Genomic DNA, 13,256 nt, shown 5'->3' with positions numbered 1-13,256 from the left:
CAGGCGCACCCGTGACGGCCGGGCACGAGTCGACGCTCGGTAGGATCGACCCGTGCCATCCCAGCAGGAACCCGAGCAGACCGACGTCCAGTCGCTGAGCTACGAAGCAGCCCGCGACGAACTCGTGCGCGTGGTGAGCGAGCTCGAGCAGGGGTCCGCCACCCTCGAACGCTCGCTCGCCCTGTGGGAGCGGGGCGAGGCCCTCGCCGCGCGGTGCGAGGAGTGGTTGGTCGGTGCTCGCGCACGCCTCGACGCAGCCCGCGCCGCCAGCAGCGCCGAGGACGGCTCCGGCCGATGACCGACGCGAACGGCCGCCCGATCGTCGCGGAGCTCGGTCGCCCCGAGACGCCGGAGGAGACCTGGGCCCGCAAGGACGCCGCCCGGACCGCCCGCCGACAGCACCAGACCGCCTTCAACCTGGTCATCGCCCTCGTCGCGTCCCTGGCCATCGTGCTGGTGCTGGTCGCGGTGGTCGTGCGTCCCGACAACACCGTCGACCGCTCGGTCGACTACCAGCAGGTGGCGGCGAAGGCGAACGTCGACGACGTCACACTCGCCGCGCCCACCCTGCCCGACGGCTTCAGCTCGAACCGCGCGGACTTCGCGAGCAAGACCAGCGACGGGGTCGACGTCTGGACCGTCGGACTCGTCACCCCCGACAAGCAGTACCTCGGCCTGCAGCAGGGCATCGACGCCAACGCCTCGTGGGTCGCCAACCAGCTCGACCAGCGCGCCGCGACCGGCACGCGCACGATCGGCTCGACCGAGTGGACCGTGTACGACCGCCGGAGCGAGGGCTCCGACGCCGGCAACCACGCGTACTCGCTCGTGTCGACCTTCGGGCAGGACACGATCGTGCTCTCCGGCACGGCCGACGACGCGTCCTTCCGCACGGTCGCGACGGCCGTCGCCCGGCAGCTGGACGAGTAGCAGCACCCACCTCCGCAGCCGACCCGCACCCGACCCACTCACCCGAGGAGCCCCATGCCCGACCGTGCCGCTTCCACCCCGTCCGACGCCCTGCGCCTGCTCGTCGACGGCAACTCGCGTTTCGCCGCCGACAAGCGCCGGATGGGTCGCATCGACCCCGACCGCCGGACCGAGCTCGAGGGGTCGCAGGCGCCGTTCGCGACCGTCCTGGGCTGCTCGGACTCGCGGGTGCCGTTCGAGCACGTGTTCGACGCCGGCATCGGGGACCTCTTCGCCATCCGCAACGCCGGGCAGATCGTCGACGACGTCGTGCTCGGGTCGATCGAGTTCGCGGTCGTCGCACTGGGCACGCCCCTGGTCGTCGTGCTGCGCCACACCGGGTGCGGTGCCGTCGCGGCCGCGCGCTCCGGCGAACCCGTCCCGGCGCCGCACCTGCAGGCCCTGGTCGACGCCATCGCACCGAGCGTCGAGCGCGTCCGCGCCACCGACCCGGAGCTGCCGCAGGAAGCCGTCGGCGCCGCCCACCTCGAGGGCACGCTCCGCCAGGTGATCGAGCGCTCCGGCGCCGTCTCGGACGCGATCGCCGAGGGTAGATTGGCCGTCGTCGGGGCGACCTACGACCTCGCGACGGGCGAGGTCACCATCGACACCGTCGTGGGCCAGGTCTGACCGACCACCACGACGCCCGCCCCGGCGACCCCGGGGCGCGAGCACGGGCCGGCGCGACCGCGACCGGCGAGCACCCCAGGAAGGACCACGACGACGTGACCGACACCACCGAGACCGAGTTCCGCATCGAGCACGACACCATGGGTGAGGTGCGGGTCCCGAAGTCGGCGCTCTACCGCGCCCAGACCCAGCGTGCGGTCGAGAACTTCCCCATCTCCGGCACGGGGCTCGAGTCGGCGCAGATCGTCGCCCTCGCCCGCATCAAGCGTGCGGCGGCGATCGTGAACGGCGAGCTCGGCATCGTCGAACCGGCCGTTGCCGATGCCGTGGCGCGGGCGGCGGACCTGGTCATCGGCGGCCAGCACCACGACCAGTTCCCCGTCGACGTCTACCAGACCGGCAGCGGCACCTCGTCGAACATGAACATGAACGAGGTCCTGGCGACGCTGGCGTCGGACATCGCCGGCTCGGCGGTGCACCCGAACGACCACGTCAACGCCTCGCAGTCCTCGAACGACGTCTTCCCGACCTCGGTGCACGTCGCCGTGACCGAGGCGCTCATCCGCACGCTCGTGCCCGCGCTCGAGCACCTCGCCGAGTCGCTCGAGGCGAAGGCGACCCTCTGGGCCGACGCCGTGAAGTCCGGGCGCACGCACCTGATGGATGCCACCCCGGTCACCCTCGGCCAGGAGTTCGGCGGCTACGCACGGCAGATCCGCCTCGGCATCGAGCGCGTGCAGGCCACGCTCCCCCGCGTCGCCGAGGTCCCGCTCGGCGGTACCGCGGTCGGCACCGGCATCAACACCCCGACGGGCTTCCCGCAGCGGGTCATCGCCCAGCTCGCGAGCGACACCGACCTGCCGATCACAGAGGCCGTCGACCACTTCGAGGCGCAGGGCGCACGCGACGCCCTGGTCGAGGCATCCGGGGCGCTCCGGGTGCTCGCGGTCAGCCTGACCAAGATCAACAACGACCTGCGCTGGATGGGTTCCGGCCCGAACACCGGCCTCGGCGAACTGCACATCCCCGACCTGCAGCCGGGCTCGTCGATCATGCCCGGCAAGGTGAACCCGGTGATCCCCGAGGCCACGCTCATGGTCGGCGCCCGGGTCATCGGCAACGACGCGACCATCGCCTGGGCCGGCGCCTCCGGTGCGTTCGAGCTCAACGTCGCGATCCCGGTGATGGGCACGGCACTGCTCGAGTCGATCCGCCTGCTGGCGAACAGCTCGCGCGTGCTCGCCGACAAGACCATCGACGGGCTGCAGGCGAACCTCGAGCGGGCACGTGCCTTCGCGGAGTCGTCCCCGTCGATCGTCACCCCGCTCAACCGGGTCATCGGCTACGAGGCCGCTGCCAAGGTCGCGAAGTACGCCGTCGCCGAGGGCATCACCGTGCGCGAGGCCGTCGTGGCCCTCGGCCACGTCGAGCGTGGCGAGGTCACCGAGGCGCAGCTCGACGACGCGCTCGACGTGCTGTCCATGACGCACCCGAACTGACGCACACACACGCACACACCGGACGGGAGGCCCGGTGCCAGCTGGCACCGGGCCTCCCGTCCGTCCGGTGACGGCTCGATCCGCCTCACGCGCTGAGCGACAGGTCACGCGCCTGGAGGCGCGTGACCTGTCGGTGAGCGCGAAGACCCGCCGCTACACCAGGTCGGGCGAGTCCAGCAGGTCCGTGACCAGGGCGGCGATGGCGGACCGCTCGGACCGCGTCAGCGTGACGTGGGCGAACAGCGGGTGCCCCTTGAGCCGCTCGATCACCGAGGCGATGCCGTCGTGCCGCCCGACCCGCAGGTTGTCCCGCTGCGCGACGTCGTGGGTGAGCACGACCCGCGAGTTCTGGCCGACGCGCGAGAGCATCGTGAGCAGGACGTTCCGCTCGAGCGACTGGGCCTCGTCCACGATCACGAACGCGTCGTGCAGGGACCGTCCGCGGATGTGCGTGAGGGGCAGCACCTCGATCAGGCCGCGCTCGATCACCTCGTCGAGGACGTTGTCGGACACCACCGACCCGAGGGTGTCGTACACCGCCTGGGCCCACGGGTTCATCTTCTCGCCAGCGTCCCCGGGCAAGAAGCCCAAATCCTGCCCACCCACCGCGTACAGGGGCCGGAAGACCATGATCTTCTTGTGCTGCTGCCGTTCGAGCACCGCCTCGAGCCCTGCGCACAGGGCGAGCGCCGACTTGCCGGTGCCGGCGCTGCCGCCCAGGGACACGATGCCGATCTCGGGGTCGAGCAGGGCGTCGATCGCCAGCCGCTGCTCGGCCGAGCGACCGCGCAGCCCGAACACCTCGCGGTCACCGCGCACCAGGGACACGGCACCGGCGACGTGCACCCGGCCCAGCGCCGACCCCCGCTCGGAGTGGATGACGACCCCGGTGTTCACGGGGACGTCCGTGAGGTCGGCGGAGCGGATCTCCTCCGTCTCGTACAGGTGGGCCATCTGCTCACCCGAGACCTGCAGGTCGGCGATGCCCGTGTAGCCGGAGTCGACGGCGAGCTCGGCGCGGTACTCCTCGGCCGCCATGCCGATCGACGACGCCTTCACCCGCAGGGGCAGGTCCTTCGAGACGACGACCACGTCGAGCCCGTCGTTCTGCAGGTTCGAGGCCACCGCGAGGATCCGCGAGTCGTTGTCGCCGAGCTGCAGCCCCGACGGCAGGACGGACTGGTTCGAGTGGTTCAGCTCGACCCGGAACGAGCCGCCGTCGCCGAGTGCGATCGGGAAGTCGAGCCGTTCGTGCTCGATGCGCAGTTCGTCGAGCAGCCGTAGGGCCTGCCGGGCGAAGTACCCGATCTCCGGGTCGTTCCGCTTCGACTCGAGCTCGCTGACGACGACCACGGGCAGGACGACCGCGTGCTCGGCGAAGCGGAACAGCGACCGCGGATCGCTGAGGAGCACCGATGTGTCGAGCACGTACGTGCGCTGGGCGACCGATGTGGACGAGTCCGCGGTGTGCTGGTGCTGCGTTCCGCGAGAGACGTTCTGAGAGGTCACGACCACTCCATCCCCGGGCCGCGACCGGCCCGGTCCATGTCCTCGAACGCGGCCACTGGAGCGGTCCCGAAGCACCGTTGCGTGGCCGCTTCGATCGGGCGCGGTGCCCGATGGGGACAACGTACGTCCGGCCTCCGACGGCCCGGCAGCGACACGCGGTTGCCGAGGTGTCGCGCGTCTGAACAACGCGCGCACGGCTCGCGCCGCGGTCGGGATGGTCGCCCCGACTGGTCACGAACCGTCGGGTGCGACGGTGCCAGCCGACAGGTGGCGACCGCCCGACGGACGTGAGCGGGGTGTGGTGGCCGCACGCCGGCTGCGGACGGGAGGCCCGTGGCGGCCTGGCACCGCGCCTCCAGTCCGCCCGTTGGTCGCGACTCGTCGCGCGGGCCGCCCCGACTGGTCACGAACCGTCGGGTGCGACGGTGCCATCCGACAGGTGGTGACCACCCGGCGGACGTGAGCGGGCTGTGGTGACCGCTCGCCGGCTGCGGACGGGAGGCCCGTGGCGGCCTGGCACCGCGCCTCCAGTCCGTCCGTTGGTCGCGACTCGTCGCGCGGGTCGGCCGAGTGGTCACGAACCGTCGGGTGCGACGGTGCCAGCCGACAGGTGGTGACCACCCGGCGGACGTGAGCGGGGTGTGGTGACCGCTCGCCGGCTGCGGACGGGCGACACGAGACGCTGCTACTGCATGGTGGCGTACGAGACGCAGGCGTCGCGGAACATGTCGAGCGTCGCGTCCGTGGTCGACGCGAAGACCGACACCCGGGCGACACCGAGCCGCGTCGTCGCCGTCACGCCGTGGTTGTGCATCGCCGCGGAGAGCGCCGTGAGCCTGCCCTGCGCCGGGCGCAGCACGACGATGCCGGCGCGCTCGGCGGGGTCGCGGCTCGACTCGACCTCGAGCCCGAACTCGTCGGCGATCGCGAAGACGCGCTCGACCCGCTCGGACACACGCTCGGCCACCGCGCGGACACCCACCGCGGTGAGGCGCTCGAGGGACACGGCCAGCCGGGCCTGGGCGACGGGGTCGATGCGGGACATCTGGTAGCCGGCGGCACCCGGACGGACGGACGGTACCTCGGCGGGCCAGCCCGAGGTACCGTGCGGACCGGACAGCGCCGGACGCAGGCGGTTCAGCGCACGGTCGCTGAACGCGACGAACCCGGTGCCCCACCCGGCGTGCAGCCACTTCTGGCCGCCGGTGGCGACGACGTCGGCGACCTCGTACGGAGCGTCGACGACGCCGAAGCCCTGGATCGCGTCGACGACGAGCAGGCGGTCCCCGATGACCTCGCGGATGGCGGCGAGGTCGGTCAGGTAGCCGGTGCGCCAGTCGACCAGGGACACCGCGACGGCGGTCACCTCGTCGGTCAGGCGCTCACGGATCAGCTCGGGGGTCACCCAGCCGGCACCCGACTCGATGACGACGGGCTGCACCCGTCCGCCGGTGGCCGAAGCGGCGCTGGCGAGTGCGAGCGGCAGCGACGGGTACTCGTCGGCGGACACCAGCACGCCGCCGGTCAGCCCGAAGGCCGTGTGCAGCAGGCCCGGGGTCGTCGCCGGCTGCGAGACGACCTGGTCCTCGCGGCGGCCGACCAGACGTGCGGCGACGGCGCGGACGCGGGCGTCCTGCTCGTCGAGGGTCTCCATCGACCCGAAGCGCATGTGCGCCTGGATGGTGCCGAGCACGCGCTGCTCCTCGAGCACGGCGGTCTGCACGGGGCCGAACGCAGCGTGGTCGAGGTAGCCGGGGTCTTCTGCGAAGCCGGCGGCATAGTCGCTGATGTTCACGAGGGCAACCTTCCGTGGGACGAAAACCCTGAGAGCCTACTGGGACGGCACTCGTGCGGACGAACCCGGTGCGGGACCTGGCTGGTGTCCTGCGCCCGCGGCAGCGCTCACGGGACGCACGAGCCGCCCGGCCCGGTGCGGCGGCGGGAGAGGACGCGAGCCTGATGCGATCGGTGTCCGCGCGACCGGCCGTGGCGCCGTCAGCCGCCGAAGCGACGGGAGCGCAGGCCGAAGTCACGGACCGCGCGCAGGAAGTCGACCTCGCGCAGGTCCGGGTAGAACGCCTCGACGAAGTAGAACTCGCTGTGGGCGCTCTGCCACAGCATGAAGTCCGACAGCCGCTGTTCCCCCGACGTCCGGATCACCAGGTCCGGGTCGGGCTGACCCTGCGTGTACAGGTGGTCGCCGATGAGCTCCGGCGTCAGGACCTCGGCCAGGGTGTCGATGGTGCCGCCGCCCGCGCCGTGCGCCTGCACGATGCTGCGCATGGCATCGGCGATCTCGCGGCGACCGCCGTAGCCGACGGCCAGGTTGACGTGCAGCCCGGTGCGGCCGGCGGTGCGTTGCTCGGCCCGCTCGAGCGCCGTGACCAGGTCCGCCGGCAGGCCCTCGTTCGACCCGACGTGCTGCACGCGCCAGTCACGGTCGTCGGCGAGCACCCCGGCGAGGTCCGCGATGATGCCGACGAGCTCGTCGAGTTCCTCGCCGCCGCGGCCGGTCAGGTTGTCGGCGGACAGCAGGTACAGCGTGACGACCTCGACGCCGAGTTCGTCACACCAGGTCAGGAACTCGGGGATCTTCGCGGCACCGGCACGGTGTCCGTGGGCGGCCGACTCCAGCCCGAGCTGCTTGGCCCAGCGGCGGTTGCCGTCGACGATCATGGCGACGTGCTTCGGCTTCGCGGCGCCCTCGAGCTGGCGGCGGATGCGACGCTGGTAGGCGCGGTAGAGGATCCCGCGCCCTGTCCATCCCGCCGTCCCGGTCACGCACCGAGCGTAGTGCACCCGGTGGACGAGCGTCCTGGGCGCCCCGCTGCGCGGACACGTGGCTGTCGTTCGGACTCAGGCCCTATGGTCGGGTCCATGCAGGACGAGCACGAGACCGGCACGCTCCCCCACGTCCCGTTCACGGAGGAGGCGTCTGTGACAGCGACCGCTGCCGAGCCCCGTCCGGCCTGGCGCGGCTGGATCCACCTGGGTGCGTTCCCCTTCGCCGTCGCGATGGGCGTCGTGCTCATCACCCTGGCGGACAGCACGGCGGCGAAGGTCGGCAGCGCGGTGTTCATGGCGACGTCGCTCGCGATGTTCGGCGTCTCGGCGACCTACCACCGGTTCCCCTGGGGGCCGCGGGTCAAAGCCGTGCTGAAGCGGATCGACCACACGAACATCCTGCTGCTCATCGCCGGGACCTACACGCCGATCGCGCTCTGCGCCCTGCCCCACACGCTGATGGTCGTGGTGCTCTGGGTGATGTGGTCCGGAGCGGCGCTGGGCATCGCGTTCCGGGTGCTCTGGATCAACGCACCGCGCTGGCTGTACGTGCCGATCTACCTCGTGCTCGGGTGCGCGGCCCTCGGGTTGCTGCCGCAGTTCTTCGCCGCGAGTGTGCCGATGACGGTGCTGATCCTGTCGGGCGGTCTCGCGTACGTCGTGGGCGCCCTGGTCTACGGCTTCAAGCGGCCGAACCCGGTGCCGACGCAGTTCGGGTTCCACGAGGTCTTCCACGCCCTGACGGTCGTGGCCTTCGGTGCGCAGTGGGTCGGCGTGCTCATCGTCGCCCTGGACCCGGTGCGCTAGGGACGGGAGGCCCGTGGCGATGCCACCACGGGCCTCCCGTCCGCAAGGCGGTCGCGTCAGCCGCGCTCGGTGTCGTCGCCGACGTCGGCCCGGCCGTCCTCGGCCGCGCGGCGGTCGGGCTCGTCCGTCGCGGCGCCGTCGCCCGCGGTGCCGTCCGTCGCGGTGCCGTTCGCCTCGGACTCCAGTCGTTCGCGCACCTCGGCGCGGTAGCGGGTCCGGCGGATCCGTCGGGTCATGTCGACGATGAGCAGGATCGTCAGGACGGCGACGAGCGCGATCGCGACGAAGCCGATGACACCCGGGGTGACGTCGACGTCCGGCACGACGGAGGGGCTGGGGCTGGGCTGGGCGACGAGTGCGGTCGCGATGGTGCTCACGGGGTGGGTTCCTTGTCGGCTGGGATCCCGGCGAACAGGTCGGTCTCCGGGAGTTCGGTCGGCACGCGTGCCTCGACGAGTTGGTAGTCCTCGGTCGGCCACACCGTCGCCAGCAGGTCGTTCGGCCAGTAGAAGAACGCGCTGTCCGGCGGCACCTGGCTGGCGTGGGCACGGAGTGCGGCGTCGCGCTGGTCGAAGTACTCGTGCACGTCGACGTGGGTGGTCGCCAGGTCGGGCCGGTCGGCGAACCGCTCGACCCACTCGCGCAGCTGCTCGACGGCCGGGCTGTCCGGGTCCCGCTCCTGCAGCGCCTCGAAGACGGTGCGGAAGCGCCGCGGGTTCATCGTGCGCTCGTAGTAGAGCTTCGCGATCGACCAGGGGGCACCTGCGGACAGGTACGCCGAGGCGTCGGCGGCGGCGGACCACGCGGCCATCGAGACCTCGTGCGTCCGGATGTGGTCGGGGTGCGGGTAGCCGCCGTTCTCGTCGTAGGTGACGAGCACGTGCGGCCGGAAGCGGCGGATCACCCGGACGAGCGCCTCGGTGCTGTACTCGAGCGGCACCGTGGAGAACGTGCCGGGTCGGACGGTCTCGCCCTGCTCGGCGTCGGGGAGACCCGAGTCGTGGTAGCCGAGCCAGACGTGGTCGATGCCGAGCGCGGCCTGCGCACCGGCCATCTCGGACCGACGGTAGCCGGCCATGTCACGGTGTGCGCGACTCGTGGCGGGCTCACCGAGCTGGTCGTTGAGGATGTCGCCGGCCTCGCCGCCCGTGCACGAGACGACGAGCACCTGGTGTCCGTCGGCCACGTACTTCGCGGCGGTCGCGGCACCCTTGCTCGACTCGTCGTCGGGGTGGGCGTGGACGGCCAGCAGACGGTAGGGCACGTGGGTTCCTCACAGCGGGTGAGCGACGTCGGACGCGGGCAGCGCACAGCGTCGCGTGAACTACCCTGGGATCAGGATATCCACCCCGGGAGCCCCGAACTGTCCGATCAGCAGCAGACCGTCACCCTCGACGAACGGTACGGCCGCACGCCCGAACGCCGGCGTCGCAGCCGGATCATCGCGATCGTGGCGGCCGTCGCGGTCGTCGTGGTCTTCGCCGCGTGGGTGGTCTGGGCCGGGCTCGACCAGTCCGACCGCGGGCTCGACCACGACGTCGTCGGGTACGAGGTCCTGTCCGAGCACGACACGGTGGTGCACTCGCAGGTCTCCGTCGACCCCGGCGTCGAGGCGAAGTGCGCCGTCCAGGTCCTCGACAAGGGGTACTCGATCGTGGGGTGGCGCGAGGTCACCCTGCCGGCCGCCGAGCAGCGCACCCGCAGCATCACGACCGAGGTCACCACGACGACCCGCGGCGTGACCGGGTTGATCCACGACTGCTGGATTCCTTAGACTGCTGTGATTCGCCTTTCGAGACCGACCACTCGGCCGGTCTCGTTTTTTCATGGTCGAAGGGACAGAACATGAGCAACGACACCCAGGTCACCTGGCTGACCCAGGAGGCACACGACCGTCTCCAGGCGGAGCTCGAGGAGCTGAGCGGCGAGGGCCGCGCCGAGATCGCGCGCCGCATCGAGGCCGCGCGTGAAGAGGGCGACCTCAAGGAGAACGGCGGCTACCACGCCGCGAAGGACGAACAGGGCAAGATCGAGGCCCGCATCCGCGTGCTCACCGAGCTGCTCAAGCACGCCACGGTCAGCGAGGCCACGTTCGACGGGACCGTCGAGCCGGGCACCGTCGTGACGGCGGTCATCGCCGGTGACGAGTCGACGTTCCTGGTCGGCAGCCGCGAGATCGTCGCCGAGGGGTCGGACCTGACGGTCTACAGCCCGGTCAGCCCGGTCGGTGCCGCGATCATCGGCCGCAAGGCGGGCGACAAGGCCACCTACACGGCGCCGAACGGCAAGGAGATCGCCGTCGAGGTCGTCAAGATCGAGCGCTACGAGCCGTAGGCCGCAGCACTGCAGACGGGAGGCCCGTGGCGACGTCGCCACGGGCCTCCCGTCTGTCTGCTGGTCGCGCCCACGGCGCGCACCGCGCGTCCGACGGTCCACGCGTCGATCGACGCGTGGATCGTCGCGGTCTCAGTGCTCGAGCAGCTCCGGGCGGAACCCGACCTCGTGCAGGCGCTGGATGACCTCCTGCGCGTGCTCGGGGCCCCGCGCCTCGATCGACAGGTCGAGCGCGACCTCGTTGATCACCAGGCCCTGCCCGTGGCGGGTGTGCAGCACCTCGACCACGTTCGCGCCGGCGTCCGAGATCACCTGCGCGACGCGCGCGAGCTGGCCCGGACGGTCCGGCAGCATGATCCGGATGCCGATGTAGCGGGACGCCGCGACCAGGCCGCGGGTGATCACGCGCTCCATCATGAGCGGGTCGATGTTGCCACCGCTGAGCAGCACCACGGTGCGGCCGGTGTCGCGGACAGCCCCGGCCATGATGGCGGCGACGCCGACCGCGCCCGCTGCCTCGACCACGAGCTTCGCGCGCTCCAGCAGCACGAGCAGGGCGCGGGCGGTGTCGTCGTCCGAGACGGTGACGATGTCGTCGACCAGGTCGCGGATGATGGGGAAGTTCAGGTCGCCCGGGCGGGCCACGGCGATGCCGTCGGAGATCGTCGGCTTCGTGGTGATCGTCACGGGCTCGCCCGCGGTGATCGACGACGGGTAGGCGGCGGCGTTCTCGGCCTGCACGCCGACGACCCGGATCGGCCGACCGAGCCGCTCGGCCGTGCCCTTCACCGCGAGCGCGATGCCGGAGATGACGCCGCCACCACCGATCGGCACCACCACGGTGTCGACGTCGGGCACCTGGTCGATGATCTCGAGGCCGAGCGTGCCCTGCCCGGCGATGACGGCCGGGTGGTCGAACGGCGGGATGAACACGGCACCGGTGTGCGCGGCGAAGTCCTTCGCGGCGCTCAGCGCCTCTTCCACGGAGTGCCCGCGCAGCACCACGTCGGCACCGTAGTGGCGGGTGGCCTGCAGCTTCGGCAGCGCGACGCCCACCGGGGTGAAGATCGTCGCGGGGATGCCGAGTTCGCGGGCGGCGAGGGCGACCCCCTGCGCGTGGTTGCCGGCGCTGGCGGCGACGACGCCCGCGGCCCGCTGTTCCTCGGACAGGGCGGACAGGCGGTTGTAGGCGCCGCGCACCTTGTAGGCGCCCGTGCGCTGCAGGTTCTCGCACTTCAGGTGCACCGGGGACCCGAGCAGCTCCGCCAGGAACTGCGACGTCTCCATCGGCGTGACCCGTGCGACGCCCTTGATCGTTTCGCGCGCCGCCTCGATGTCCGCCAGGGTCGGGATCGCGGCGAGCGTGTTCGGGGAGGCGCTGGTGTCGGTCACTCCCCCATCATCGTCGCTCGGGGCCGCGGCGGCGAACTCGTGACGCGGCCGGTCGGTGTCGCTCAGCCCGCCGTCCCCTTCACGGCCGTGGGCTGCTCGTCGACACCGGGCGGCGGCACGTCACCCCGACGACGACGCAGCTTCATCACCCGACGGCGGCGCTTCGACGCGACGTTGGCGTCGTGGGCTTCCTGCCGGGCCTCGCGCACGTGGTCGGAGTCCATCGTCTTCCAGCGACCGCTCGCGATCGTCGTCACCATCGAGTTCACGGTCGCGATGAGCGGCACCGCGAAGAAGGCGCCGGCGATGCCCGCGAGCCCCGACGCCGCGGTGACGCCGAGGACGACGGCGAGGGGGTGCACCTTGACCGCGCTGCCCATCACCAGCGGCTGCAGGATGTGTCCCTCGACCTGCTGCACGATGAGGATCACCAGGAGCATCCACACCGCGGCGACCCAGCCGTTGAAGACGAGTGCCACGAACACGGCGAGGAAGCCGGTGACGATCGCGCCGACGACCGGGATGAAGGACCCGAGGAACACGAACACGGCGATCGGCACCACGAGCGGCAGCTGCAGGATGAACGCCCCGAGCCCGATGCCGACCGCGTCGACGAAGGCCACGAAGATCTGCACCCGGATGAAGCTCGTCAGGGTCGTCCACCCGGCGACACCGGCGCCGTCGATGGCGCTGCGGGCGTTCTTCGGGAACAGCCGCACCGCCCAGCGCCAGACGTTCTTGCCGTCGATGAGCAGGAAGATGACCGTGAAGATGACGATGAACAGGCCGGTGAGGATGTGCGTCAGCGACGACCCGGCACTCGCCACCCCGGACAGGATCGACCCGGAGTTGCTCTGCAGCCAGTCCGTCGCCTGGTCGAGGTAGGAGTTGAGGTCGCGCTGGCTGATGCCCAGGCCGGAGTTCAGCACGAAGTCGCGGATGGTGTCGTACTGCGACAGCGTGCGGTCACGGAGCGAGGGGTAGGCGGCCGCGATCTGGTCGACGACGAGCCAGATGAGCGCACTGACGGCAGCGAGCCCGCCGACCAGGCTCACGATGACGGCGAGCCACTTCGGCACGTGGTGGCGCTGCATCCAGTTCGACAGCGGCACGAGGAGCGCGGCCACCACGATGCCGATGAGGAACGGGATGAGGATCTCGCTGAACAGCGTGACGAGGTAGATGACCACCGCGACGACCCCGACCACCACGAGGATCCGCCACGACCACGCTCCCGCGATCCGCATGCCCTCGGGCACCGCCGCGTCGACGACGGGTTCCGGTTGTGTCTTCTTGCCCCAGGCCATGGGCCGAGTGTAGCGACGCGCCCTG

General features: G+C 71.5%; 14 protein-coding genes. 7 read left to right on the top strand and 7 right to left on the bottom strand.

Annotated elements, in window-relative coordinates; all coding sequences use genetic code 11:
* Positions 1 to 52: 52 nt before the first annotated feature.
* From I8920_RS03795 to I8920_RS03780, 4 genes are all read left to right on the top strand, one after another.
* On the top strand, positions 53 to 298 hold the full coding sequence (locus tag I8920_RS03795; protein ID WP_198657851.1) for an exodeoxyribonuclease VII small subunit: 246 nt from the start codon (positions 53 to 55) through the stop codon (positions 296 to 298).
* Positions 295 to 930 carry a DUF4245 domain-containing protein gene (locus I8920_RS03790; protein WP_198657850.1) on the top strand — a complete coding sequence of 212 codons (636 nt, stop codon included), beginning with the start codon at positions 295 to 297 and terminating at the stop codon, positions 928 to 930. Before I8920_RS03795 ends, I8920_RS03790 begins: the two co-directional genes overlap by 4 nt.
* 54 nt (positions 931 to 984) lie before the next feature.
* Positions 985 to 1,599, top strand: a complete 615-nt coding sequence (locus I8920_RS03785; RefSeq protein WP_198657849.1) for a carbonic anhydrase — start codon at positions 985 to 987, stop codon at positions 1,597 to 1,599.
* A 95-nt stretch (positions 1,600 to 1,694) separates the two neighbouring features.
* Positions 1,695 to 3,098, top strand: a complete 1,404-nt coding sequence (locus tag I8920_RS03780) for a class II fumarate hydratase (protein WP_198657848.1) — start codon at positions 1,695 to 1,697, stop codon at positions 3,096 to 3,098.
* Positions 3,099 to 3,251: 153 nt separating this feature from the next.
* Here the strand turns inward: I8920_RS03780 and I8920_RS03775 are convergent, their stop codons facing one another.
* The 3 genes from I8920_RS03775 to I8920_RS03765 form a co-directional block, all read right to left on the bottom strand.
* On the bottom strand, positions 3,252 to 4,613 hold the full coding sequence (locus I8920_RS03775; RefSeq protein ID WP_198657847.1) for a PhoH family protein: 1,362 nt from the start codon (positions 4,611 to 4,613) through the stop codon (positions 3,252 to 3,254).
* Between the two features lie 679 nt (positions 4,614 to 5,292).
* Positions 5,293 to 6,402 carry an aminotransferase class V-fold PLP-dependent enzyme gene (locus tag I8920_RS03770; protein ID WP_198657846.1) on the bottom strand — a complete coding sequence of 370 codons (1,110 nt, stop codon included), beginning with the start codon at positions 6,400 to 6,402 and terminating at the stop codon, positions 5,293 to 5,295.
* A gap of 200 nt (positions 6,403 to 6,602) precedes the next feature.
* Positions 6,603 to 7,388, bottom strand: a complete 786-nt coding sequence (locus tag I8920_RS03765) for an isoprenyl transferase (RefSeq protein WP_198657845.1) — start codon at positions 7,386 to 7,388, stop codon at positions 6,603 to 6,605.
* 84 nt (positions 7,389 to 7,472) lie between these two features.
* On the opposite strand from I8920_RS03765, the gene trhA reads away from it, so the two are divergent.
* Positions 7,473 to 8,198, top strand: coding sequence for a PAQR family membrane homeostasis protein TrhA (gene trhA / locus I8920_RS03760; RefSeq protein WP_198657844.1), 726 nt, complete (start codon positions 7,473 to 7,475; stop codon positions 8,196 to 8,198).
* A 56-nt stretch (positions 8,199 to 8,254) separates the two neighbouring features.
* Here the strand turns inward: trhA and I8920_RS03755 are convergent, their stop codons facing one another.
* Together I8920_RS03755 and mca are read right to left on the bottom strand one after the other, a co-directional pair.
* Positions 8,255 to 8,575, bottom strand: coding sequence for a hypothetical protein (locus I8920_RS03755; RefSeq protein ID WP_198657843.1), 321 nt, complete (start codon positions 8,573 to 8,575; stop codon positions 8,255 to 8,257).
* Positions 8,572 to 9,462 carry a mycothiol conjugate amidase Mca gene (mca, locus tag I8920_RS03750; protein ID WP_198657842.1) on the bottom strand — a complete coding sequence of 297 codons (891 nt, stop codon included), beginning with the start codon at positions 9,460 to 9,462 and terminating at the stop codon, positions 8,572 to 8,574. The genes I8920_RS03755 and mca overlap by 4 nt, the downstream gene beginning before the upstream one ends.
* Between mca and I8920_RS03745 the strand changes: the two genes are divergently transcribed.
* Both I8920_RS03745 and greA read left to right on the top strand, forming a co-directional pair.
* Positions 9,463 to 9,972, top strand: a complete 510-nt coding sequence (locus tag I8920_RS03745) for a DUF4307 domain-containing protein (protein ID WP_198657841.1) — start codon at positions 9,463 to 9,465, stop codon at positions 9,970 to 9,972.
* Positions 9,973 to 10,043: 71 nt separating this feature from the next.
* Positions 10,044 to 10,532, top strand: a complete 489-nt coding sequence (gene greA / locus I8920_RS03740) for a transcription elongation factor GreA (RefSeq protein ID WP_198657840.1) — start codon at positions 10,044 to 10,046, stop codon at positions 10,530 to 10,532.
* Positions 10,533 to 10,664: 132 nt separating this feature from the next.
* Here the strand turns inward: greA and ilvA are convergent, their stop codons facing one another.
* Positions 10,665 to 11,924 (bottom strand): threonine ammonia-lyase, encoded by a 1,260-nt coding sequence (gene ilvA / locus I8920_RS03735; protein ID WP_198657839.1) that lies wholly within the window; start codon positions 11,922 to 11,924, stop codon positions 10,665 to 10,667.
* A 62-nt stretch (positions 11,925 to 11,986) separates the two neighbouring features.
* Positions 11,987 to 13,231, bottom strand: a complete 1,245-nt coding sequence (locus tag I8920_RS03730) for an AI-2E family transporter (protein ID WP_198657838.1) — start codon at positions 13,229 to 13,231, stop codon at positions 11,987 to 11,989.
* Between the last annotated feature and the right edge of the window lie 25 nt (positions 13,232 to 13,256).

The sequence above is a fragment of the Curtobacterium sp. YC1 genome, assembly GCF_016267665.1.
Classification (GTDB): domain Bacteria; phylum Actinomycetota; class Actinomycetes; order Actinomycetales; family Microbacteriaceae; genus Curtobacterium.
Note: the sequence above shows the minus strand (reverse complement) of the source record. Positions and strands in the feature narration are given on the sequence as shown.